The organism is Alphaproteobacteria bacterium, assembly GCA_035625915.1.
Classification (GTDB): domain Bacteria; phylum Pseudomonadota; class Alphaproteobacteria; order JACZXZ01; family JACZXZ01; genus DATDHA01.
The window spans coordinates 1-24,156 of record DASPOR010000001.1 but is presented as its reverse complement, the minus strand read 5'-3'; the positions used below and the strand labels follow the sequence as shown (position 1 = coordinate 24,156).

The 24,156-nt window shown below is 60.2% G+C and carries 15 protein-coding genes; 6 read left to right on the top strand and 9 right to left on the bottom strand.

What is annotated here, in order from left to right; genetic code table 11:
• Both VEJ16_00075 and cysE read right to left on the bottom strand, forming a co-directional pair.
• Positions 1–1,081 (bottom strand): cysteine desulfurase family protein (locus VEJ16_00075; protein ID HYB08049.1); only part of this gene is annotated, 1,081 nt, incomplete at its 3' end.
• A gap of 41 nt (positions 1,082–1,122) precedes the next feature.
• The gene (gene cysE, locus VEJ16_00070; protein ID HYB08048.1) at positions 1,123–1,866 is read right to left on the bottom strand and encodes a serine O-acetyltransferase; all 744 of its coding nucleotides are present in this window, start codon (positions 1,864–1,866) and stop codon (positions 1,123–1,125) included.
• A 220-nt stretch (positions 1,867–2,086) separates the two neighbouring features.
• Here cysE and VEJ16_00065 point away from each other — a divergent pair, with 220 nt between their 5' ends.
• Positions 2,087–2,737, top strand: a complete 651-nt coding sequence (locus tag VEJ16_00065) for an alpha/beta hydrolase (protein ID HYB08047.1) — start codon at positions 2,087–2,089, stop codon at positions 2,735–2,737.
• 67 nt (positions 2,738–2,804) lie between these two features.
• Here VEJ16_00065 and VEJ16_00060 read toward each other — a convergent pair whose 3' ends face one another.
• Positions 2,805–3,890, bottom strand: a complete 1,086-nt coding sequence (locus tag VEJ16_00060) for an anhydro-N-acetylmuramic acid kinase (protein ID HYB08046.1) — start codon at positions 3,888–3,890, stop codon at positions 2,805–2,807.
• A gap of 156 nt (positions 3,891–4,046) precedes the next feature.
• Between VEJ16_00060 and tyrS the strand changes: the two genes are divergently transcribed.
• Entirely contained in the window at positions 4,047–5,300 is a 1,254-nt protein-coding gene (tyrS, locus tag VEJ16_00055; protein ID HYB08045.1) for a tyrosine--tRNA ligase, read from the top strand.
• 156 nt (positions 5,301–5,456) lie between these two features.
• On the opposite strand, the gene VEJ16_00050 is transcribed toward tyrS, so the two are convergent.
• Positions 5,457–8,639 carry an AsmA-like C-terminal domain-containing protein gene (locus tag VEJ16_00050; protein ID HYB08044.1) on the bottom strand — a complete coding sequence of 1,061 codons (3,183 nt, stop codon included), beginning with the start codon at positions 8,637–8,639 and terminating at the stop codon, positions 5,457–5,459.
• A gap of 76 nt (positions 8,640–8,715) precedes the next feature.
• Here VEJ16_00050 and VEJ16_00045 point away from each other — a divergent pair, with 76 nt between their 5' ends.
• Both VEJ16_00045 and VEJ16_00040 read left to right on the top strand, forming a co-directional pair.
• Positions 8,716–11,739 (top strand): bifunctional [glutamine synthetase] adenylyltransferase/[glutamine synthetase]-adenylyl-L-tyrosine phosphorylase, encoded by a 3,024-nt coding sequence (locus tag VEJ16_00045; protein HYB08043.1) that lies wholly within the window; start codon positions 8,716–8,718, stop codon positions 11,737–11,739.
• Complete coding sequence (locus VEJ16_00040) at positions 11,736–12,200, top strand: peroxiredoxin (protein HYB08042.1); 465 nt, start codon at positions 11,736–11,738, stop codon at positions 12,198–12,200. Before VEJ16_00045 ends, VEJ16_00040 begins: the two co-directional genes overlap by 4 nt.
• 122 nt (positions 12,201–12,322) lie before the next feature.
• Here VEJ16_00040 and msrA read toward each other — a convergent pair whose 3' ends face one another.
• The 4 genes from msrA to VEJ16_00020 form a co-directional block, all read right to left on the bottom strand.
• Positions 12,323–12,991 (bottom strand): peptide-methionine (S)-S-oxide reductase MsrA, encoded by a 669-nt coding sequence (gene msrA / locus VEJ16_00035; GenBank protein ID HYB08041.1) that lies wholly within the window; start codon positions 12,989–12,991, stop codon positions 12,323–12,325.
• Positions 12,992–13,104: 113 nt separating this feature from the next.
• Positions 13,105–14,245 (bottom strand): peptide chain release factor 2 gene (gene prfB / locus VEJ16_00030; GenBank protein HYB08040.1). Its coding sequence is split into 2 segments (ribosomal slippage): positions 13,105–14,175 and positions 14,177–14,245, totalling 1,140 coding nucleotides; the frame shifts between segments, so codons are not numbered across the junction.
• Positions 14,246–14,347: 102 nt separating this feature from the next.
• Entirely contained in the window at positions 14,348–16,852 is a 2,505-nt protein-coding gene (locus tag VEJ16_00025; GenBank protein ID HYB08039.1) for a penicillin-binding protein 1A, read from the bottom strand.
• A gap of 70 nt (positions 16,853–16,922) precedes the next feature.
• Positions 16,923–18,134: an N-acetylmuramoyl-L-alanine amidase gene (locus tag VEJ16_00020; GenBank protein ID HYB08038.1), complete on the bottom strand. Its 1,212-nt coding sequence runs from the start codon at positions 18,132–18,134 to the stop codon at positions 16,923–16,925.
• Between the two features lie 562 nt (positions 18,135–18,696).
• Between VEJ16_00020 and VEJ16_00015 the strand changes: the two genes are divergently transcribed.
• Positions 18,697–21,432, top strand: a complete 2,736-nt coding sequence (locus VEJ16_00015; GenBank protein ID HYB08037.1) for a ribonuclease E/G — start codon at positions 18,697–18,699, stop codon at positions 21,430–21,432.
• Between the two features lie 6 nt (positions 21,433–21,438).
• Here the strand turns inward: VEJ16_00015 and VEJ16_00010 are convergent, their stop codons facing one another.
• Entirely contained in the window at positions 21,439–22,599 is a 1,161-nt protein-coding gene (locus tag VEJ16_00010) for an aminotransferase class I/II-fold pyridoxal phosphate-dependent enzyme (GenBank protein ID HYB08036.1), read from the bottom strand.
• 178 nt (positions 22,600–22,777) lie between these two features.
• Between VEJ16_00010 and VEJ16_00005 the strand changes: the two genes are divergently transcribed.
• Complete coding sequence (locus tag VEJ16_00005) at positions 22,778–24,091, top strand: M48 family metalloprotease (GenBank protein HYB08035.1); 1,314 nt, start codon at positions 22,778–22,780, stop codon at positions 24,089–24,091.
• The last annotated feature ends 65 nt before the right edge of the window (positions 24,092–24,156 follow it).

Here is a 24,156-nt window from a genome sequence, read left to right as displayed (position 1 = left end):
ATATAGCGGACCAAGCCTCAAGGAAGCGGTCGATTTCAACGTCATCGGTCAACCAGCCAAGGCTTACGCGAATGCCGCTGCCAGCCTCGGCGTCGCTCGCACCCATGGCCTGCAGGACATGGGACGGTCGAACTTTCCCCGATGAGCATGCTGACCCCGCGCTAACCGCAATTCCGGCAAGATCGAGGGCGATCACCTGGGTTTCGCTTGGAACATCCGGCATCGTAAAGCACGCCGTGTTGGCAAGCCTTCGAGCACCTTGGCCAAAGAAACGGGCACTGGGCGCCATCGTCCGAATCCGGCTCTCTAGGCGATCGCGGAGCGCCGTCAAGCGCGAGTAACCCTCGAGCGCCTGGCGTGCGGCCAAACTGGCAACGCCAAAGCCGGCGATGCCGGGCACATTTTCCGTGCCCGCGCGCATTGACCGTTCCTGCCCGCCGCCGCGAAGACGTGCGGCAATCTCGACACCGTCTCGCACGATCAAGGCGCCCACACCCTGCGGCCCACCAAGCTTGTGGGCCGAAAGCGACATGAAATCCACACCGAGTACTGTGATGTCGACCGGGATCTTTCCCGCCGCCTGAACCGCATCGCAATGTACGAGGGCGCCATGGGCATGAGCGCATGCCGCAACCTCTTCGACCGGCTGTATGACGCCCGTCTCGTTGTTCGCGAGCATTACCGAGACGAGTGACGGCTCCGGATCCGCCGCAAGGGTTGTTTCAAGCGAGTCGATACGGACGATCCCATTCTCGTCGACGGGAATACGCGTCGCCTGCGGCACAGCGCCGAGGACGGAATCGTGTTCGATCTGCGATACGATTATGCGCGTGCGGCTGCAGCCGCGGAGTGCGAGGTTGTTCGCCTCGGTGCCGCCACTCGTGAATACGACCTCGGCCGGACGAGCACCAACGAGCGCAGCAACCGATTCGCGCGCATCCGCGACTCGACGCCGCGCCTTTTGCCCGAAGCGATGCACGGATGACGGGTTGCCCAGCGCCGCGAGAGCTTCGGCGACGGCGGCACAAACCTCCGGCCGTACCGGCGCCGTCGCGTTGTAATCAAGATAGACGGCGTTCACGTGGCCCAGCCTATGCCGCGACATGATTTTTTGAAATGCTTTTAGAGCTTACCCGATGCAGCCAGACTCGGTGGCTCATCCTCCGCTTGGCGGTTTTCCTCGGCCGCGAGGCGCGCTTCGAGCTCTGCGACCTGGACGCTCAGCGTATTCACATGGCTGCGCAGATCCTCGATCGCGCGCAGTAGGGGATCGGCCATTTCGCCCGTCGGGGTGCCGTAGGCCATGAATGTCGTTGCGGCTCGTCTATCGTGCGGCATAACGACGCGCGATGGGTTGCCGACCACCGTGACCCCGGCGGGAACATCTTTGGTGACCACGGCGTTGGCTCCGATCCGGGCACCCTCGCCTACCGTAATGGCGCCCAGCACCTGAGCCCCCGATCCGATGATTACCCCATCCTGGATCGTCGGATGGCGCTTGACCCCGATCTGTGACGCCGAATTCACCGACGGCAGCACCCCGCCAAGCGTTACGTCGTGGTACATCGTAACGTCGTTGCCGACCTCTGCCGTTTCGCCGATCACCACCCCGAGCCCGTGGTCGATGAATAGCCGCGAACCAATCTTCGCCCCTGGATGTATTTCAATGCCGGTCAGGAAGCGTCCGAAATTGGATAAAACCCGGCCCAGAAGCCGCCAATCCCGGCGCCAAGCCGCATGCGCAAGGCGATGAATGAGCAGCGCATGAAGCGACGGATAGGCCAAAACGACCTCGATCCGAGACCGTGCTGCAGGGTCCCGGACCATCATCGAGTCAATTTGATCGCGTAAGCTCTTGAAAATCATCGCCCGACTGCGATATCTCTCGGCATTCCCCGGCTGGTCCGACATGGCCAAAATCAGGCCCCTCGGCCGCAGGGTACCAAGGCGGGCATATAGTTTGCCCAGAATTAACGGTCAAGTTAAGCGGCCAAGTCGACAAGCCGCGGGGGAGCTCAACCGGCGTGCCGTGCGGAAACCGGCCTCCGGCCTTATGTCGAGTGGGTTAATAAGGAAGTTTTGATCCATGCCTGAAGTCATCTTCAGCGGGCCCGAGGGCCGCATCGAGGGCCGCTACCACCACAGCAAGGTGCCCAACGCGCCCGTTGCGCTGCTGCTGCATCCGCACCCGCAGCATGGCGGCACAATGAACAACAAGGTTATCTACAATCTCTACCAGGCCTTTGTGCGCAGGGGATTTTCGACGCTTCGTTTCAATTTCCGCGGCGTCGGGCGCTCCCAAGGCAGCTTCGACCGGGGCGAGGGTGAGCTTTCCGACGCTGCTTCCGCACTCGACTGGCTCCAGACCTTCAATGCAAATTCGACGAGCTGCTGGATCGCGGGCTTTTCCTTTGGTGCCTGGATCGGCATGCAGTTGCTCATGCGGCGGCCGGAAATCGACGGCTTCATATCGGTGGCCCCGCCGGCCAACATCTACGATTTCTCGTTCCTCGCGCCGTGTCCTGCCTCAGGCCTTATCGTGCAAGGCAATGCCGACGAAATCGTCCCGGTCGATTCTGTGAACAAGCTGGTGGACAAACTCAATCATCAGCGCGGCATAAAAATCGACTACCGCCTTGTGCCCGGAGCAAATCACTTCTTCGCTCAGCATTTGGAAGTGGTCGTTTCCCATATGGAAAGCTATCTCGACGCCAGAATGGCGCAGGCAGCCGAGTAAGTACTGGGCGCGCACTTGCGAGCTATGGCGGCTGCCACGGATCGGGTTTGCGTTTTTTGGGTTGCTTTCAGCGACCCTGCGCTCGGAAGAGTCTGCCGCCCGTGAGGGGGCGCCGTACGCCCGTCGTCGAAGGCACGCTAAGGGGCAGCGCGCGATACGACCTTACGGCAAGCCAAGCGAACGCCTGAGCCTCAAGTGCGTCGCCCTGCCACCCAACCGCCTCAACCGGCTCGACGCCGACCCCAAGAACCCCTGCGAGCGCCGACATAATCGCCGAATTGTGCCGCCCGCCGCCGGTAACGAGCCACCGTCTCACGGGCGCTGGAAAATGGTCGGCCGCGCGAGCAACGCCGTGCGCTGCAAGCGCGGCCAAGGTCGCGGCCCCATCCTCCACGCTCAACCCCGCAACCGCGCGCCAACCGAAATCGTTCCGATCGAGAGACTTGGGTGGCGGCATATCGAAATAAGGGTGGTCGAGCAAGTCGGCGAGAAGGGTGCGATCTACTCGCCCCGCTCGCGCAAGTGCTCCACCAGTGTCCATGGCCTCTCCCGTGTGATGCCGGACCCAATCGTCGACCGGCGCATTGCCTGGCCCCGTGTCGAAGGCAATAACCGCATTGTCAGCGCCAATCCAACTCACATTAGCGACACCACCAAGATTGAGGACCGCGACCGGTAAATCCAATCCCCGCGCGAGGGCGGCATGAAAAAGCGGCGCCAATGGCGCGCCCTGACCGCCTTCCGCGACATCGGCGCTTCGGAAGTCGTTCACGACCGAGACGCCCGTCTCGCGTGCAAGAAGCGCTCCGTCGCCGATTTGTATCGTCCGGCCGTCTTGAGGGCGATGGAGTATCGTGTGGCCATGAAAGCCAATGAGGTCGACAGCTTCGGTCAAAATTCGGTGCTGTTCGAGAAATCGTCGAGCGGCCTTCGCGTGGGCAAGCGTAAGTTCGGACTCGGCCTCTCCCACAAGGCCCCTCGCTCCCAAGACATCGCGTACAAGCTCTCGCAGATTGGGCTCGTAGGTAAAGGTGGCCCAAGGCCCTGTTTCAATGAGCGACTCGCCGTCCGTGCGCAGGAGGGCCACGTCGATGCCGTCGAGGGAAGTGCCGCTCATCAGGCCGAGGGCGGTCAGTGGCAAGTCCAAGTCCATCCGATTAACGATTCCTTCGCTAGCCAAAGCGCCGTGAACGCGGCGGCTCGTCGTTGTCGGTACAAGGCGATTGTGCTAAAGCTCCGCGCGCCCGGCAAGCCGTGCGATTCCGATCGTCATTATCGCCTGATGCCAAAGGGTTACTGCAGCCGAGCCATGCCAGAGTTTCGTTCAGATTTCTTGCGCATCGCCCAAGCCCGCGGGTTCGTGCACCAGGTCAGCGATCCGCCAGCGCTCGACGCGCTCATGGCGGAAAGGCGCATCGTGGCCTACGTCGGTTTTGATTGCACCGGGCGGAGCCTTCACGTCGGACATCTCCTTTCTGTCATGCTTTTGCGCCATTTTCAGCGCTCAGGCCATAGGCCGATCGTGCTGATGGGCGGAGGAACGACCAAGGTCGGCGACCCATCAGGAAAGGATGAGGCAAGAAAGCTTTTGAGCGAAGAAGAGATCGCTTCAAATATGGCGAGCATCAAGCGCGTCTTCACGAACTTCCTTACCTTCGGCGACGGGCCGAGCGACGCAACGATGGTCAACAATGCCGAATGGCTGGACCGGCTCGAATATATTTCCTTCCTGCGCGACATCGGCCGCCATTTCTCGGTCAATCGCATGCTTGGCATGGACAGCGTCAAGCTCCGCCTGGAGCGTGATCAGCCACTTTCCTTTCTTGAATTCAACTACATGGTCTTGCAGGCGTACGATTTCCTGGAATTGGCCCGACGCTACGGTTGCGCTCTGCAAATGGGCGGCTCGGACCAATGGGGCAATATCGTGAATGGAATCGATCTCGGAAGGCGGGTCGACGGGCGGACGCTATTTGCCCTGACGACCCCGCTGATAACGACTTCGGCGGGTAGCAAGATGGGCAAAACCGCATCGGGCGCGGTATGGCTCAATGGCGAAATGCTTGCGCCGTATGACTATTGGCAATTTTGGCGCAATACACATGACGCGGATGTTGGGCGCTTTCTGCGTCTCTTCACCGATCTTCCCCTCGATGAGATCGAACGTCTCGACTCGATGAAGGGAAACGCGATCAACGACGCCAAGATCGTGCTGGCGAACGAGGCGACGGCCCTTTGCCATGGCAGGCCGGCTGCCGACGCGGCCGCGGAGACGGCACGCCGCACCTTTGTCGAGGGAGCCGCAGGCGAGGAATTGCCCACAATCGAAGTGAGCCGTCGGAATCTCGAATCCGGTTCGGCGCTCATCGAATTTCTCAACAGGATTGGCCTTGCGTCGAGCAACAGCGACGCGCGTCGGAAAATTCGAGACGGCGCAATCCGCGTGAATGACGAGGTCGTTACTGACGAAAAACGCGTTTTGACGGTGTCGGACGTCAATGCGGACGGCATCATCAAGCTCTCCCACGGCCGGAAGAGGCATGCGATCATGAAGGTCGTTTAGTGTGGCGAATCCGAAATTCGCCACATTAGGGGGCGGGACCGGGAGCGAATTTCGGATTCAAAGCCACACGAGAAATATATTGTATCGAGTGTGGCATTCGGATTTGAAGTTCCTAGCATTTTGGTGGCAGCCACGTTTAGGAACTTCAGATCCGAACTAACGGTCATTCAATCTCGGCGGTTGGATTTGCGCGGGTGGCGATGTACCGCTGCTGGGTGTTTGCGCTTGTTCGGGCGCTGACGCGCTGCTGCCCGATATAAGCTCTCGGAGAATACCTGGCGCCAGAGCGGAGAGCGCATTGACCGACACATTCGGATTGTCGATTTTGCCGTTTGCCTGATAGGTGGCGGCGAACAATCCTCCACCCTTCGGGCCGACCAGGATGTCGCCCAATAGCGGAATATGTCCAAGCAAGCTGTTAAGCGTGTAGATCGGCACGATTGTGCCCTTCACCATGACGGTTTCGGCATCGAGATCGAACGTTCCTTCGAACGTGAAGCCGAGGTCCGATCCCGAGGTGTGGCCGTCCTGCATTGTGATTAGCGGACCTGTCTTGGTGAAAGAGACCGCAAGGCTCGAAAATCCGATTCCTTCACCGTTCATTCTATCGACGATGCCCGAAAACGACGCGAGCGTGAGGATCTTCGCCATCAGTGGTGCGTTGAGGACCGCGTAATCGTCGATCTTCACCGTCCCCGCGAGGGGCGATTCTGGAACTGTATCGTCGTAACGAGCGGTAACCACGAGTTTCCCGCGCACGATATCGTCGGTGAAATCGAGTGCTCTGAATACCTCGCCGGCGTCGGTCGAACTGATCAATAGGTCGCGCGAATTGTCGGCGGGCGTAATCCGGATTGTGACCGGCGCGCCACTCTTCGTCTTTGCGTCCACCTCGGCGCGCGTGGGCCGAAGCCCGTCATAGTCGATCGAAGCGCTCGCGTCGTGCAAAGTCTGGTTCGTCCTGTTCGAAAGCCACAGCGTATCTGCGGCGATATTGAGGGCCAGCCTGGGTCCGCGTTCAGGTGGTGCGGTTGGACCCATTTGATACGCCGTCTCGCTTGTCTTCTTCAGTTTGACCAATGGCGAGACGTCGATGCTGGGCCCACGTACGCGGACGTCGTAAGTGCCATCCGTGCGCCGCTCAACCCTGCCGAAAAGGTCGTTGTGCCCAAACGTCAAGCGATCGAACCCGATGGTGCGCAAGGCACCGGTTTGCACATCGAAATCCGCCTGCCCCCTGGCAACCAGATCGCCCGCTTCGACATCGAAGCTTGAAATTGTCTTCAATTTGTCGTTTGCCGTGACTAGCGACAGACGTGCCGTGCCGGGCGTGCCGGGGTCTTTCCGCCAGTCGGTGTAAGGCAGTGTCATCGTCGATCTGCCTAGATCGACCGAAACCTCGATCTTCGCGGACGTACGGTCGCTAGCATGGTATTGGAGGTCGAGCGGTGTCGGACCGAGAAGCATTCCGTCGTAATCGAGCTCGAATGCCTTACGCGACGCGTCGTCGAGCTCGGCCTTGAGATGGACGGTCCGATCGATCGTTTTACCAAAGCGCTCGTTCCAACTAAACGTTGCGGGAGCCGGTCCAATGTTGGCAGTGCCCGTAACATTCATGCCGTCCTTGTCGACCTTGAGAGCGAGGACGCCATTGGTGACGTCTTGGTCGAAAAATTCGTTTGCGATGGATACGTCTTTGAGATCGGCAGTCGCACCCAATTGGACTTGCGCAAAACGAAGATCGTGCAAAAGTGGGAATTTGAGATCGAGCTGGGCTGAGACGGTGCCGTCTACCGTCTTGGGATCGAGACCGAGTGCGGATGCGTAGCCGAGTGGTTCATAATCGATAAGCCGAAGCGCTCCTTGTAGCGATCCCGAAATGGCCAGATCTATCCCAATGCGATGATCGTCGCCATCGAGTCCCGTGATCGCGATCGTACCCTGATCGATCGACAATCCTTCGACGGCACCCTTGCTGAGGCTGATATTGAAGCTTTTGTCGTCGAATTGTACTTCGCCAGAAGTACCGCTCACGCTCGGCATCTTCCCGAGATAATGCACATCGATATCCGACAAAGTCATCGTTCCGCCGAGCTGGTCGAGCTTGACACTCGCGAGGTCGAGGCCGTCTCCATGGGCGATGATTTTCGCATGCATATCCTGCACGGCGCCCCCCGAAAGATTCGCGGTAATCCACGCGCGCGGATTCGGTGCCAATTTGGGGGGCCAAAGCTGCGGGAACTGATCGATCTTGAGATTATGTGCGGTCAATTCCATGGCAAATTGACTCACACCCTCGAGCCCCGTGACGGCGCCAGACAGCCCAATCGTGGTACCGCCGAGGTCGACAAGGGCCTGATCGAGTGTCAGTCGCTCCCCACGATCTTCGAGGGCGCCACTCAGGGATATGCTCTGCACCGCAATCTCATCTGGAAAGAGATCGGCGATCTGGATCCCGCCGGAACCCCCTGCGACGTTGAAGTGAAGTTCCTCGATGTGTCCGGCGAGGTCCAGATGCGATTCAAGATGCCCGCTGAGCGGCAAGGAGAACCCCTCGAGTGGCGCAAGCGCAGGTGTCGCACGGGCAAAAACCGCCGGACGGACCTCGGCGAACGACGCGCTGAGATTTATTAGCTGGGTCGCCGCGACATAGAGACCGCTTGCGTAGACGTGGCTCACATTCTGGTTGACCGTGAATTGGATGGAAGCACTTCCTCTGATACCTACGGCGTCGCGGTCGAACGCCAAGCGGTCGATATGGGTCTTCCATGACGTGTCCCACCTGGCGTCGTCGATCACCAATTCCGCGTTGGTGATGCTTATCTCGCGGAGGTAGCTCAACGGGTGTTGGGGATCGGTCGGCTTCAGCAGGTCCGCAGTCAGGGTCGGGACCACTCCGGGGAGGTTTGGCTCCCTCGCTTCGTCGGAAAATTTGAGGTCGAGCGCACCGTCGGCCCGGCGGCGAAGGTGAACCCTCGCGCCGATGGCCTCCAGCGATGTCGGCGCGACGACGCCGTGCTTGAGGGCGCTTACGCTCAGGCGCATGGCCATCTCCGGCAGCGTGGCGAGCGGTTCACCCTGCGGGTCGAGCACGTGGATGCCGCGCGCACGAAGATCCAGCGGGCGGCTCCAGCCGTCCCACAGAAGCACGGTACTGTCGAGCCTCACCGAGAACCGGTTGTCGGTCGCCGACAGTGCGGATTCGAAGTAGGGCGTAAGGAAGTCGAGTGAGATGGGACCGGCCGAGAGCCGCCAAAGCGCGAGGGCCGCGACAATCACCAGGCCCGCCAGCAGCGTGACGATAACCTCCAAGAAAATTTTTACCGAATGGGGAACCACTTAGGGCGATTTCCTCGAGAACGCTTGACCGTCATGCAGCCTTCGCGCAGTTTGCAGCGTCGGGACCCGATAGGAAATGGAAAGTTCGACGTTCTTGACAGATTCGCCGGCACTGCCAAGAGCCGCAGACCCCGTCCGCGCCGCGATCGGGCTTGAACGGTGGACCGAAGAGGCGGCGGCAAGCGGCGATCGGGCGCTGGAGACCGCTGCGGCGGCGCTCGTCGGCGACGCCACTATGCGACGGATGCTCGATGCCCTATTCGGCAACAGTCCGTTCCTTACCCATTGTGCCCTGATCGATGTGGCCTTCACATGTTCATTATTGAATGGCAGCGTCGAAGAAAGCTACTCGCAAGTTCTCAGCGATCTCGGCCAGGTCGATCCTACGGCTGCCGCCACCGATCAGGTCATGGCTACGATGCGAACGGCCAAGCGGCGCGCGGCACTTGCAATCGCGGTTGCCGACATCGCAATGACATGGCCGCTCGAGCGGGTCACCGCATCCTTGAGCGAAGTCGCCGCCCTGTCGCTTCAGCTTGCCGTGCGCCACCAGCTCGCGCAGGCGGCCGCTCGCGGCTGGCTCAGGCTTGTCGACGGCAAGCGGCCAGAGGAGGGATCGGGCTATTTCATCCTCGGCCTGGGAAAGCTCGGCGCATTCGAGCTCAATTACTCGAGCGACATCGACCTCGTAGCACTTTACGACGATGAAATCGTTCAGTGCGACGACCGCGATACGATCAACAAGAATTTCGTGAAACTCACTCGTAACATCGTTCGCATGATGCAGGAGCGTACGCCGGATGGCTATGTATTTCGCACCGACCTGCGCCTTCGCCCCGACCCGGCAGCAACGCCCGTAGCCCTTTCGACGACCGCCGCCGAATTTTACTACGAAAGCCTCGGGCAGAATTGGGAGCGTGCAGCCTTCATCAAGGCGAGACCTGTCGCGGGCGATCTTGCGGCGGGTGAGCGCTTCCTGCGCGGGCTCAGACCCTTTCTTTGGCGCAAGCATCTCGACTTCGCGGCAATCCGGGATATTCACTCGATCAAGCGACAGATCAACGCTCATCGGGGTGGCGATGAAATCATCGTTCTGGGCCAGAATCTCAAACTTGGCCGTGGCGGCATTCGCGAGATCGAATTCTTCGCGCAAACACAACAGCTCATCTGGGGCGGGCGCGAGCCTGCCTTGCGCGCGCGCGGAACGTGCGATGCGCTGCGGGCACTCGTCGCCGGAGGCCACGTCAAGCAAGAGATCGGCGATCAGCTCATCGAGAGCTATGGCTTTCTGCGTCGCGTCGAACATCGCCTGCAAATGGTCGACGATCAGCAGACCCAGGAACTGCCCGAGAGTACCGATGGCCTTGAGCACCTCGCGATCTTTCTCGGCTTCGAAAACAGCGCTGCGTTCAGCGCCGAGTTGTTGCGGCATCTGAGGCGGGTCGAGGCGTATTATGCACGCCTTTTCGAGGAGGCGCCTAATCTCGGCGTAGCATCTGGAAATCTTGTATTTACGGGTGCCGACCACGATCCGGATACCCTCAAGACGATCGAGGGGTTGGGCTTTGTTGAACCCGCGACTGCTTCGGCAATAATCCGCGGCTGGCATCATGGCCGCTACCGAGCCATGCGTTCGACCCGCGCGCGCGAGCTATTGACGGAGCTGACGCCGGCACTGCTCGATGCCGTGGCCAAAGCGGCAAACCCCGATGCCGCCCTACTTAGTTTCGACCGGTTCCTCTCACGCTTGCCGCAGGGTGTGCAGCTCTTTTCGCTCTTTCATGCGAACCCCAGTCTGCTCGGCCTTGTTGCCGAGATCATGGGGAGTGCTCCGCGCATTGCCGACCAGCTAGCCCAGCATCCTCTTCTTCTCGACTCCGTTCTTACCGGCGATTTTTTCCGCCCGCTGCCCGATCGTTCGTTGCTCGCCACCAGCCTTGCAGAGGCGCTTCGCCAAGCAAACGATTTCGAGGACGTGCTGGATATCACGCGCCGTTGGACGAATGATCGAAAATTCCAGGTCGGGGTGCAAATGCTTCGGGGCACGCTCGACCCCGAGGCGGCAGGGCCCGTGCTTGCGGATATCGCGCAATGCGTTATCGGCGCGCTCATCGAGCCGGTCACGGCGGAACTCGCCGAAACGCACGGCCGGCTTCCCGTGGGCGATCTTGCCGTCATCGCACTCGGCAAGTTGGGCGGGCGAGAAATGACGATGACGTCCGATCTCGATCTTCTGTTCATCTACGATGTCCCTGCCGGTATCGAGGCGACCGATGGGCGCCGCCCTCTTGCGCCCAGTCATTATTTCGTTCGCCTCTCCCAGCGTCTCCTGAGCGCCATTACCTCTCCCACCGCTGAAGGCCGGCTCTATGACGTCGATATGCGACTGCGACCATCGGGCGAGAAAGGCCCCCTGGCGACGAGCCTCCAAGGATTTCTCGACTATCAAATGCGCGACGCGTGGACTTGGGAGCATATGGCGTTGACGCGCGCGCGCGTCGTCGCCGGTCCAGTGGCGTTCGCCGCAAGGATCGAGGCTGCACTTGCCGACGTGCTGACCGCGCCGCGCAAGCCTGAAAAGCTCCTCCATGACGTTGCCGAAATGCGCGCCCTCATCGAAAAAACGCACGCTACGAGCAACATTTGGGAAGGCAAGCGCGTACGCGGCGGACTCGTCGATCTCGAGTTCATCGCGCAATACCTCCAACTTCGATACGGAAATTCCTATCCGCAGGTACTTAGCCCGAACACCACCGAGGCATTCGACCGTCTGAGAGCGGCCAGCGTTCTCGAGAACGAAATGGCCGACGACTTAATCGCGGCAACGCGTTTGTGGCGTCGCGTTCAAGGTATTTTGCGCCTGGCTGAGCAACGGACTTTCGAAGAAGATCAAGCGACCGACGGCTTGCGTCAAGTGATCTCGCGTGCTGCCGGCGCGGTTGACTTTTCCACGCTCAAAGCGGCACTTTGCGCGACCGCCGAGCGTGTGCGAGAACATTTCGCGTTCCTGATCGAGGAACCCGCCCGAAAACTTGCGCCGGCGAACATGGTCGGTTCGACGGCATCAACGTCAAATCAAGCGAAGGAGGCGTTACCATGAGTCTCGATGTGGGCGATCCCGCCCCCAATTTCACCGCGCCGACCGATGGGGGCGGCAAAGTCACTCTGTCCAAGCTCAAGGGCCGGAACGTCGTTCTCTACTTCTACCCGAAAGATGACACCTCCGGTTGCACTGCCGAGGCCTGCGGCTTTCGTGATTCGCTCCCGAAGTTCGGCGACATCGACGGCGTCGTCGTTGGCGTCTCTCGCGACAGCGTCGCCTCTCACGACAAATTCAAGGCGAAGTACGACCTTCCCTTCGTACTTGTGTCCGACGAGAGCGGCGAAATCTGCAAGGCCTACGCCACCTGGGTGCAAAAGAGCATGTATGGCCGCAAATACATGGGCATCGAACGTTCGACCTTTCTGATCGACAAGGTTGGCAAGATCAGAGGGGCGTGGCGCAAGGTAAAGGTCCCAGGTCACGTCGACGAGGTCTTGAAAGCCCTCAAAGCACTCTGAGCGCGAGGGCGTTGTCGGTCTTCGCATCTTTCTATTGCGCGAAGGCCCTACGCCAGTCTCGCGCGCGTTGACATCGGACGAGGCGATCCAAAGCGGGTGTGGTTAGGTGCGCCGAGTTTCGATCAGGCGCTTACCGCGACCGCCGCGCCGACCGGACAACTCACGCCGGTACCGCCTAAACCGCAATAGCCGTTGGGGTTTTTGGCAAGATACTGCTGGTGATAGTCCTCGGCATAGTAAAATGGCGGGGCCGCCCGAATCTCGGTTGTAATCGGCCCATAGCCTGCGGCGGCAAGGACCTTTTGATAGGCCTTGCAGGATGCTTCCGCGGCGCGTTTTTGTTCGTCATCGGAGGTATAGATTGCCGAGCGATAGGTCGTGCCAACGTCGTTTCCCTGACGCATTCCTTGCGTTGGATCATGGCTTTCCCAAAAAAGCTTGAGAAGTGCTTCGTAGCTCACGACCTTCGGGTCGAACACGACGAGGACGACCTCGGCGTGACCCGTGAGGCCTGTGCATGTCTCCTCATAGGTCGGATTTGGCGTGTGCCCGCCAGCGTACCCCACCGCGGTCGTGTAAACACCTCGCTGCTGCCAGAACTTGCGCTCGGCTCCCCAAAAGCAGCCGAGCCCGAATAGTGCTTGCTGCATCCCCGCCGGAAACGGCGGCTTTAGGGGTCGCCCGCTCACAAAATGCCTTTCGGGGACCGCCATCGCCGTGGCGCGCCCAGGCAGCGCATCCTCGGGCATCGGCATTTCAGTCTTTTTTCTCCCGAATGCAAACATAGCGATTCTCCTTGGTCCATCGACTGTGGCGTCACGCGGATAGACGTAAATTGCCGCCAAATGTTTCTCCCTTCTTTGGCCGATCGCAGGCAGTCAGCGCTTTAAGTAGCGGCGTTGGCCTATTCCTCCTCTACCGTTACTGTGGCCGGGACGGCAGCCCCACCTTTGATCCGCTGCGAGAGGGTCGCTTCGAGAAACCTGTCGATGTCGCCGTCAAGCACGCCGCGTGAATCGCTCGTCTCGACCCCCGTGCGCAAATCCTTCACCATTTGATAGGGATGGAGCACGTAAGAGCGAATTTGGTGACCCCATCCGATGTCACTCTTGGCGTCGTGCTCCTTCTGGATCACAGCCTCGCGCTTGCGCAACTCTTCCTCGTAAAGGCGCGCCTTCAACATGGCGAAGGCTTGCGCTTTATTGCGGTGTTGGGAGCGGTCGTTCTGGCACTGGACAACGATGCCTGTTGGCATATGCGTAATGCGAACGGCGCTGTCCGTTCGATTTACGTGCTGGCCGCCCGCGCCAGACGCCCGGTAGGTATCGATGCGAAGATCCTTTTCCAGTATTTCGATCTCGATCGCGTCGTCGATCACAGGATATACCCAAACGGACGCGAAGCTCGTGTGCCGGCGCGCGTTCGAATCGAAGGGTGAAATCCGCACGAGACGATGAACACCAGACTCCGTCTTTAGCCACCCATAGGCGTTTTCTCCCGAAACGCGGATCGTGGCGGATTTGATACCTGCTTCCTCGCCTGGGCTCTCCTCGATCCATTCGACCTTGTAACCGTGATCGTCGGCCCAGCGCAGATACATCCGCGCAAGCATTTGAGCCCAATCCTGAGACTCGGTGCCGCCGGCACCCGCATGCACTTCGAGGAATGCATCGTTGCCGTCCGCTTCGCCCGCCAGAAGGCTTTCGAGTTCCTGCTTGGCGGCACGCACCTGCACCATCCTAAGGGTGGCTTCCGCGTCGGCCGCAACAACGGCGTCTCCCTCGGCCTCCGCGAGTTCAATGAGTTCGAGACTGTCTTTGTATTCACGTTCCAATGCGCGGTAGTTGGCGATCATTTTTTCGAGCAGCGTGCGCTCGCGCATCAAGCCCTGCGCGGCGGCAGGATTCTCCCAGAGCTTGGGATCCTCGGCGCGCTCGTTCATCGACGCGAGCTTCTTTTCCGCATTCTCCAGGTCAAAGGTGCCTCCTCAGCAGCTCAAGAGACTGCTCGATTTGGCTGACGACGGCTGCAATTTCGGTGCGCATGGTAACTCTCATAGGGGAGCTGGCGAAATGGCGCAAGAGGAAGCTCCTGCGGGCAGAGCAGACGTCAAAGCCTTGGGAAACGAAGTGCCACCGCTATGCCTGTCAGTAGATTCCGCCAGTACCTTCCGATGTCGAGGTCGGCGCTGCCGGAGAGCTTTCGGGACTGCCGCTCGTGTCGACACCGCTTCCATCGATAACGGGGCCGCGCGCTTGCGGAACCGTCCCGGGCTTGAAGGGTTCCCAAATCACATTGCGGTCACCGGACTGTGCCGGTAGCCCATCCGATTCACGTACCCTAACCATGTTAAGTCCTGGCGGAATGCGGAAAGGTATGGCTGGCTCGTCCTTGAGCGCCTTCTGCATGAACTGAATGAATACAGGAAGGGCGACCGAGGCGCCCTGCTCATCCGGACCCTGCGTGCGAGGCTGATCGAAGCCGATATAAACGCCACACACGAGGTCCGGCGTGAAGCCGATAAACCAGGTGTCCTTGTCCTCGTCGGTGGTCCCGGTTTTGCCCGCGAGAGGCTTGCCAATCACTCGCGCGCGCACACCCGTCCCTCGCTCGATGACACCCTGCATCATGGCGACCACCTGATATATGCTGCGCGGATCGTCGAGCTGCTCGCGTGTATCAGGCAGCTCGGGAACGGCCTGATCGGACCAGCTTACGTTCGCGCAGCCCTCGCAGGCGCGCGTGTCGTGGCGGTAGATCAGCGTACCGTGGCGATCTTGCACCCAATCGATGAGGGTAGGCGTTATTTTCTTGCCGCCATTGTCGAGTTCGCTATAGGCGGTCGTGAGCCGCAGCAGCGTTGTTTCGCCAGCACCCAGCGCCATCGCCAGCGTACGCTGCAAATGGTCGATCACGCCGAAGCGCTCCGCTGTCTCGGCAACTTTTTCCATTCCGATATTCTGGGCTACACGAACGGTCATTAGATTTCGCGAGTGTTCCAGCCCGACGAAGAGTGGGCTTGGCCCGTAAAATTTCTTCTCGTAGTTGCCGGGTTTCCACAGGCCGAGACCCGGCCCCTGATCGAACACGAACGGCGCGTCAAGAACCATGGTGGAGGGCGTGTAGCCGTTGTTCACCGCGGTCAAGTATACGAATGGCTTGAAGGCCGATCCCGGCTGGCGCTTCGCCTGAACCGCGCGGTCGAATTCATCGCGCGTGCGCTCGAACTGATAGCCTCCAGTCAGCGCCAGCACACGTCCCGTATGTGGGTCCATCACCACAACAGCGCCGCTTATTTCCGGGATTTGCCGCAAGCCATAGCTGGCGGTCGGATACGGTTTGCCATCGACGTTTTTCTCGACCGGTTCGACCAGCACGACGTCACCTGGTGCAAGGACGTCGCTCGGCTTGCGGGGTACCGCACCGACGCGCTGTTCTTCAAGCTCCGGGCGCGCCCATTTCAGCTCCTCGAACGGTATGCGGCCCTTGAGGACATCCTTGGCGTCGAGCTTTTGGCCATGGCCCAATCCGATCGTGGCCCCCCCATCGTCGGTGCCGAGAACGAGGGCAAGCTGCCATTTTCCAATACCGACTGGGCGCTGGAAATCGGCGAGGCGAGCAACCCAGGCGTCGTCCGGCGCACCGGCCACGAGCGGAATTTGGCCGAGCGCTCCGCGCCAGCCGTGCCGCCTGTCGTACGCGAGAAGACCCTCCCGCAATGCCTGGTCAGCGTATGCCTGAAGCTTGGGATCCACGGTCGAATGGACCGAAAGGCCACCCGCGTAGAGCGCCTTTTCGCCAAATCGGTCGACAAGTTCGCGGCGAACTTCTTCGCTGAAATAGCCAGCGTTTGCGAACTCACTTTCGACATGACCTTTTATGACAAGCGGCTCATTCTTCGCGTCGGTCGCTTGCTGGTCGGTGATATAACCATCCTCGGCCATACGCTCGATCACATAATCTCGCCGGGCTTTGGCCTGGTCGGGAAAACGGGCGGGATTGTAATTATTCGGGGCTTTGGGCAACGCGGCGAGATAGGCGCACTCCGCAATGCTCAGCTGATCGAGCGATTTATCGAAATAGTTCAGTGCCGCAGCAGCCACACCGTAGGATCCGCCGCCAAGATAAATTCCGTTCAAATACAGCTCGAGGATATGCTCCTTCGTGAAGGCGCGTTCGATTCGAAACGCGAGAATTGCCTCCTTGATCTTGCGCGAGAGCGAGACTTCGTTGGTCAATAGAAAATTCTTGGCGACCTGCTGAGTGATTGTCGATGCACCGACCGGCCGGCGGTTCTGTCCTAAATGTACGGCATTCTGCAGCCCCGCTCGCAGGACCGATAGCAGGTCGACGCCCGGATGCGTGTAGAAATTCTTATCTTCTGCGGCGATGAATGCCTTCACCACGCGCGCGGGAATTGCCTCGATCGGAACGAAGACGCGCCGCTCCGTGGCATACTCCGCGATAAGCCTCCCGTCGCCCGCGTGGACGCGCGTTTCGGTTGCCGGTTCATAAATTGCGAGTTGGTGATAATCGGGTAAATCTCGGCCGTAATGGTAAAAGAGCGCTACCACTCCCGCCGCACCCAGGATCCCAAGGCCGACAAGGAGGCCGACCATAAGAAGTAAACGCTTGAGAAGCCACTTAATCATCGATTTCGCGTTGAAAAAAGAACGCCTTCGGTGACGACGCTCGTGATTTTGGCGCCAAATTGAGGCGGTCCTATGACTTCGTCAATCGTTCCTGTTCGGCGAAGAAATCGTCGATCGCCTGCTTGACCGCAGCCATCAACTTGGCACGGTACTGTGGGCTGCGCAACTGTTGCTCTTCCTTAGGGTTGGAAAGGTATCCCATTTCGAGTAGCACCGAAGGCACATCGGGCGCCTTTAGAACGGCAAAGCCGGCCGAGCGCATGCTGCGGCCGAGAAGTCGCCCGTTCTTGTCGAGCTCCTGCACGAGGAAATGGGCATATTTGATCGAATCGTTCTTGGTCTCCCGCTGGGCGAGATCGATGAGGATGTCGGTAACGTCCGAGGGATAGGAGGCCAAATTGGCGCCCGCAATGATGTCCGCCTTATTTTCCTTGGTGGCGAGTGCCGCCGCCTCCGAATCGCTCGCCTTATCGGAGAGCGTATAGACAGAACTGCCCTGGATACCTGCACTCGCAATACTGTCGGCATGCAGGGATACGAAGAGTTGGGCGTGCGCGGCGCGGGCGACCTCCACGCGCTCGCGCAAGGGCACGAATACGTCACTGTCGCGCGTGAGCACGACACGATAGTGCCGGCTTACTTCGAGTTGTCGCTTCAACTCCTTAGCCGCGGCGAGCGTGATATCCTTCTCGTATACCCCGCTTGTCCCGGAGGTCCCGGGGTCGACGCCGCCATGGCCAGGATCGATCACGACGATGCGCTTGCCGTCCTTGCGCGGCAAAGTACCGACTGGAGGTGGTGGCGACGGCCGCACAGCAGCGGTCTCGTTCGGCTGAGGCGGTCCTACGTAGGTGCGGTCGAATTCCGCCTTGCTGATAGAGGAGAGGTCGAGAACCAAGCGGTGCATACCGCCATCGGCGGCCGCTGTCGTCACGGCACTTTCAACTGCGACCGGCCGATTGACGTCGAGCACGATACGAAACGTGTCGGGTCTGAAAAGGCCGAAGCGATAGCCGTCGATGACCCCGCCATGTTCCCTTGTCGCCGATGCCCCGACCTTCCAGTTGATGGGCGGCAAGTCGACCACGACGCGATAAGGGTCTCGGAGCGTGAAGACCTGGAACGTCGTGGTATCGCTGAAATCGACCATGAAGCGGGTGTGCGCAGGTTCAACGCTGACATGGACAGCCGTCGCAGTGAGTTCCGCCCCCTCTGCCGGTGAGGCAAGCAAAACCGCGAAGCCGGCAAGCCAGCCGAGCCACGGTAGCCTTCCTACCCGCATCTTGCGGTCAAATCCCATGTCAACCGCTACATATACGGGTTTCGAGTCGCGAGTTCAATAATTACTCGCGTTTTGTGTGCAATACTGCCTCGAAATGCCCCGAAACAGAAAAATTTCGAGCCAAGAGGCGCTTCTCGGGCCGAAGAAGTGCGCCTGATCGCGGTCGCACCACTTCTGCAGCACGCTAATAACTATTTGTCCAAAGTGTACTATCTCGGTATGTTACACATGCGAACCGCCGCAGCGGGCTGCCTCGAAGAAGTGCGGGGCGTGCGCTTTGCAGGCTGAGTGGATATGCGCACCGAGTCTCGCCGAATCGCCGATGGGGCTTAAGTGAGGATTATCGGTCAGCGGCCTTGTTGCGGACGATAGTTGAACATCGGATCCGGATTCAAACGTGACCGTGGAAGCGGTCGCTGGACGCGATCCCCGTTATGGTCCCGCCGACAGCGGGAACCGTGTTTGACGGGTTGAGTTCGCGGGAGCCGGGTCCGCGAGCCAAGGCACGCTGCCGCCCGCCGTTCGCACGGGGCCGTGGTGGCGTGCGCGGAGACATTGCCTTATGGCAAAACGCATGTTGATTGATGCGGCGCATTCCGAGGAAATCCGGGTAGCGCTGCTAAAAGGAAATCGCCTAGAAGACTTCGATTTTGAAACCGCGACCAAGAAACAGCTCAAGGGAAATATCTATCTCGCGAAGGTGACACGGGTAGAACCCTCCCTTCAGGCCGCGTTCGTGGATTATGGCGGAAATCGGCACGGTTTCCTCGCCTTCAATGAAATCCACCCCGACTACTACCGGATCCCGGTTGCGGATCGCGAGGCGCTCCTCGAGCAGGAACGTGCACTCGTCGGATCGAATGGCAACGGAGATGCGGGAGACAGGGCCGAAGGCGAGGACGTGGAGACGATCGGGGGCGACGACATGGAAGAAGTCGGCCCACGTCGGTTCCGTCCACCGCGCCCTTACAAGATCCAAGAGGTAACAAAGCGTCGGCAAATTCTGCTCGTCCAGGTCGTCAAGGAAGAGCGAGGCAACAAAGGGGCCGCACTCACGACGTACCTTTCGCTCGCCGGGCGCTATTGCGTGCTGATGCCGAATACACCGCGTGGCGGCGGCATTTCGCGCAAGATCACCAATCTCAAGGATCGCCGTCGGCTTAAAAACATCCTGGAGGAGTTCGAGGTGCCGGACGGCATGTCGGTCATCGTTCGTACGGCGGGTATGGAGCGCAGCAAAGCGGAAATAAAGCGCGACCTCGAATATCTCATGCGCCTCTGGAACGAAATCCGCGATTTGACCCTGAAGTCGACGGCGCCGGCCCTCATCTACGAAGAAGCTAATCTCATCAAGCGCGCGATCCGTGACCTCTACGATCGCGACATCGACGAAATCCACGTCGAGGGCGACGACGGATACCGGGCGGCCAAGGACTTTATGCGCATGTTAACGCCAAGCCACGCCAAGCGTGTGCACCAATACAAAGACCCGCTCATCCCTCTCTTTCATCGCTATCAGGTCGAAAACCAGATCGATGGAATGCACAGCCCGAGCGTGCAATTGAAATCTGGCGGCTACATCGTGATCACGCCCACTGAAGCCCTCGTTTCGATCGACGTGAATTCGGGTCGCGCCACCAAGGAGAGGAATATCGAGGAAACTGCCCTTCGCACAAACACGGAAGCGGCGGAAGAAATTGCGCGCCAATTGCGACTGCGCGATCTTGCGGGCCTCATCGTGATCGACTTCATCGACATGGAGGAGCCGCGCAATAATGCAGCCGTCGAGCGCAAGCTTAAGGAGGCCATGCGTCTCGATCGCGCGCGCATTCAGATTGGCCGTATAAGTGCGTTCGGCCTCCTGGAGCTTTCGCGTCAGCGCCTGCGGCCAAGCCTAATCGAAGCGACCATGCAACACTGCGCGCATTGCGGCGGTTCGGGCTGGGTGCGCTCCATCGAATCGACCGCTCTTCACGTCATGCGCGGTCTCGAGGAGGAGGGCATCCGTCAGCGCAGCGCCGAGATCAAGCTCACGGTGCCAACGCCAATCGCGCTCTATCTCCTCAACCAGAAACGCGCAGCGATCGGCGAGACCGAGCGACGCTACCATTTCAGCGTGGCGATCGAGACCGATGATGGTCTGGTGCCTCCCGCCTTTCGCCTAGAGCGGCTCAAGGCTGCGGATTTACTCGCCCAGCCGCCAGCACCCATGAGTCATGAGAGTGCCGTCGTCCCATCCGATGAACCGGAGGCGAAAGGTGCTGGAGAGCATGTTGACGAGAGCGATGGCGATGCCGTGCATCCTGTTGAGCATCGCGTTAGCGAACCCCACGAAGGCGAGCAACGCTTAAGCGAGCAGCGTCAGGACGAATCCGGTGTGGCGGAGCATCGCGCGGATGGAGATCAACTGGGGCCCGACGGTCGCCGCCGGCGCCGGCGCCGGCGGCGGCGGCGGCGTGGCGGCGACACCGTCCAGGGTCGCCCCGAGCTGGGCGAATACGCCCGAGAAACGTCGGTCGACGCCCGCGCGCAGGCCAACGCAACTCGAAATGCGCCGGCCGAAGATCGCTTTGGCGGCCACCTTCACGCCGATCACCGAGATGAAGAGGCCGATCGCGTAGACGCATCATCGGCGGTAATCGTACTGCCCGAACAGCCCTCTCCGCGCGAGCCTTCCGAGAATGGCGATATTCCTCTCGAAGGCTCCGGCGAGGGCGAGCGGCGGCGGCGGCGTGTGCGCGGCCGGCGCGGAGGTCGGCGACGGCGGCGTGGCGAGCGGCCGGGCGTAGAACATTCATTCACCGGTTCGACAGCGAATGAAGTTTCGGAACTCGCTCCAGCACTCGGCGACGGCCCGTTCATCCTGGAAGTTACGCCGACTGAAGGTCCAGCTTTCGAGGCGAGCGCGGACTTCGCGACAGCTGAGTCAGGTCAAGCCCCACGCCGCCGGCCCCGTCGCCGGCGGCGGCCGGAGGACGCCGACGCCATGTCGGTTGAGGACCCGCACGCGTCGTCTCTGGCAAGCAAGTCCGAGCGCCTTCTCATCGCGCCATCGGCTGAACCCCCAGCGTTGGCCCTCAAACATACGCCTGAGCCCGAGCCACTTACTTTCTCGCCGTCCGCTGAGTCCGAGGTGCGAACGCTGCCAAACCAGTCGGCGGAAGCGGTCCCAGCAGGGAATTCGCCGAAGGATGAGCACGCGCAACCACAGGCGCCCGCAATTCCCGTGATCACCGTAGGCGCAGGTTCCGAAGAGCAGCCGAAAAAGCGCGGCTGGTGGCGGCGACTGACGGAGTAGCACGCATTACCGGCGCCACCCCTTCAGTTTATCGACGGCCTTTGCGATGTCGGCTTCCGAACCCGCAAAGGAAAATCGTAAATAGCGATGTCCTCTCTCGGCGTCGAAATCGATGCCTGGTGTCGCGGCGACCCCGATCTCGGCCAACATTCGCGCACAGAAATCCGCGCTGTTGTTGGTCAGGTGCCCTATGTCGGCGTAAAGGTAGAAGGCGCCGTCGGCGGGCGCCAGACGGTCGAAGCCTGCGGCTGGAAGTTCCTGGAGGAGCAAGGAGCGATTTCGTGCGTAGCGTGCCACGATAGCATCAAGTTCTGCCGTGCACTCGAATGCCACCTCCGCCGCGATTTGGCTGAGCGTCGGCGGACTGATGTACAAATTCTGTGCAAGGCATTCGATCGGCCGTACGAGTTCTTCGGGAACGACCATCCAACCGATCCGCCAGCCTGTCATCGAGAAATATTTGGAGAAACTGTTGATAACGATCGCGTCGGGGTTCGCGCCGAGCGCAGTGGTAGCAGGCGGCCCAAAGGTGATGCCATGATAGATCTCGTCGGAGATGAGGCGAATTCCTGTATTCGCACAATAATCGGCAATCGTCCGAAGCGCCTCCGGGAGTAGCATGGCTCCCGTCGGATTCGATGGGCTCGCCACGATAAGTCCGGCGATCGGGGCGGCACGTTCGATCAACTCGACGCTCGGCTGAAAGCGCGTGGCCACGGTTGCATCGAGGATTACTGGCGTCAAGCCGAGGGACGCGAGGATGTTGCGGTACGCAGGATAGCTCGGCGCAGCAAGTGCCACTCTGTCACCTTCGTCGAACGCGGCAAGGAAAGCTGCGACAAACCCTGCGGAAGATCCGGTCGTCACGGCAATGCGGCCTGGTTCGATGCTGGTTCCATATCGCTCCGCATAAAATCGAGCTATGCGCGCACGCAAGCTGGGGATGCCGAGTGCTTCCGTATAGCCGAGCCGATGCCCATCGAGTGCGGCGCGCGCCGCCGCCAGCACCCCCGCCGGGGCGCCCGTGCCGGGTTGGCCGACCTCAAGATGGATGACTTCGGCACCCGCCGCTTGCCGCTCATTGGCTGCACGCAGGACATCCATCACAATGAAGGGAGGAACCCGACCCCGTCTCGAAACCTTCGGCTTTACCCGTGCGTTAGACATTCCTTCCGTCCGTTTCTTGCAGCGACGTCGGCACCGTCGCTATTAAGCGAGGCTCGCGACTTACGCAACCTTCCATTGACCTGAGCGCTGTCCGTCCTTAGGTTCAGCTATGCTTTCGAGACACCCCGTACTGAGATGCATTGGCGCTGCCCTAGCCGTAATTAGCCTTCTGAGCGGGATGACGAGCGCCGCCTTAGCCGATGGGCCTGGCCTTTCGCGTATCCGCGACGCGGAAATTGAGTCCTACTTACGCGATTGGGCGTCGCCAGTATGGCGGGAAGCCGGCCTCGACCCAAACCAAGTTCAAATCGTTCTCGTCAACGAGAACCAAATCAACGCCTTCGTCGCGGGCGGACTCAACATTTTTATTTATACCGGATTGCTAACGGGATCGGACAGCGCCAACCAAGTGATCGGCGTAATGGCGCACGAGACGGGCCATATTGCGGGCGGACATCTTGCCCGTATGGGCGAGGCCATTCAACACGCGGAAATCCTCGAAATCCTGGGTCTCGTTCTCGCGGCCGCCGCGATTGGCGCTACGGGTGGCCGGCAGGCCGATGCCGGTCTTGCGGGCATCGGCGCCGGCTCGAGCCTGGCCGAGCGGAATTTTCTCTCTTTCAGCCGCACGCAGGAACGTTCGGCTGATCAGGCCGGTGTTACGTTTCTCGAGGAGTCCGGTCAATCGGCGCGCGGATTATATGATTTCATGAAGAAACTCGAAGGCCAGGAGTTTCTCTCGGCGCAGCGCCAGGACCCTTACCTGCGGACTCATCCTCTGACCCAGGACCGCATCGACTTCATCGAACATTTCCTCGAGACATCCAAATATGCGAATGCCCCTCCCCTCCCCGGTCATGTCGAGCAGCATGCCCGCATGCGCGGCAAGCTGATCGGATTTTTGTGGCCCGTTCCGCGCGTCTTCCAGCACTATAAGGACACGGACAACAGCGTCGAGGCGCGCTACGCCCGCTCGATCGCCTATCACCGAGAGGCCAAGGAACAGGAGGCACTCAAGCTGATCGACGGGCTGCTTGCCGAAAAACCTGACGATCCCTTTTACAATGAGCTCAAAGCCCAGTTTCTCTTCGAAGCGGGCAAAGTCCGCGAGGCAGTGCCGTTGTACCAGAAGGCCAACAAGACGTTTCCGCATAATCCGCTTATCGAAACCGAACTTGCTCAAACCTTGATCGAGACGGGCGATCCGCGTTTCGAAAAGGAGGCGGCGGACAACCTGAACGACGCCGTAACGATGGATCAGGAAGATCCGATGACCTGGAAGCTGCTCGCAACCGTCTATGGCCGTCAGGGAGACGAAGGGCGCACGGCCCTTGCGCTAGCGGAAGAAGCGCTCACTGAAGGCCGGTATCCCGACGCCAAGGGCCAAGCCAAACGGGCGCAGAAATTGCTGCCGGCGGGATCGCCTGGTGCTCTCCGCGCACAGGATATCCAGGAAGCCGCAGAAAAGGCGCTCAAGGATGAACGGGGATAGCGGGCGGGGCGATCATCGCAAACCCGTCGTGGAGTTCGGAATGAAGTTCTTGCGCTATTTTTTGG

Bases quoted from the DNA above. Each gene is read 5' to 3' on its own strand.
- cysE (HYB08048.1), bottom strand. From the start codon at position 1,866: ATGATTTTCAAGAGCTTACGCGATCAAATTGACTCGATGATGGTCCGG.
- VEJ16_00065 (HYB08047.1), top strand. From the start codon at position 2,087: ATGCCTGAAGTCATCTTCAGCGGGCCCGAGGGCCGCATCGAGGGCCGC.
- VEJ16_00060 (HYB08046.1), bottom strand. From the start codon at position 3,890: ATGGACTTGGACTTGCCACTGACCGCCCTCGGCCTGATGAGCGGCACT.
- tyrS (HYB08045.1), top strand. From the start codon at position 4,047: ATGCCAGAGTTTCGTTCAGATTTCTTGCGCATCGCCCAAGCCCGCGGG.
- VEJ16_00045 (HYB08043.1), top strand. From the start codon at position 8,716: ATGGAAAGTTCGACGTTCTTGACAGATTCGCCGGCACTGCCAAGAGCC.
- VEJ16_00040 (HYB08042.1), top strand. From the start codon at position 11,736: ATGAGTCTCGATGTGGGCGATCCCGCCCCCAATTTCACCGCGCCGACC.
- VEJ16_00025 (HYB08039.1), bottom strand. From the start codon at position 16,852: ATGATTAAGTGGCTTCTCAAGCGTTTACTTCTTATGGTCGGCCTCCTT.
- VEJ16_00020 (HYB08038.1), bottom strand. From the start codon at position 18,134: ATGCGGGTAGGAAGGCTACCGTGGCTCGGCTGGCTTGCCGGCTTCGCG.
- VEJ16_00015 (HYB08037.1), top strand. From the start codon at position 18,697: ATGGCAAAACGCATGTTGATTGATGCGGCGCATTCCGAGGAAATCCGG.
- VEJ16_00010 (HYB08036.1), bottom strand. From the start codon at position 22,599: ATGTCTAACGCACGGGTAAAGCCGAAGGTTTCGAGACGGGGTCGGGTT.
- VEJ16_00005 (HYB08035.1), top strand. From the start codon at position 22,778: ATGACGAGCGCCGCCTTAGCCGATGGGCCTGGCCTTTCGCGTATCCGC.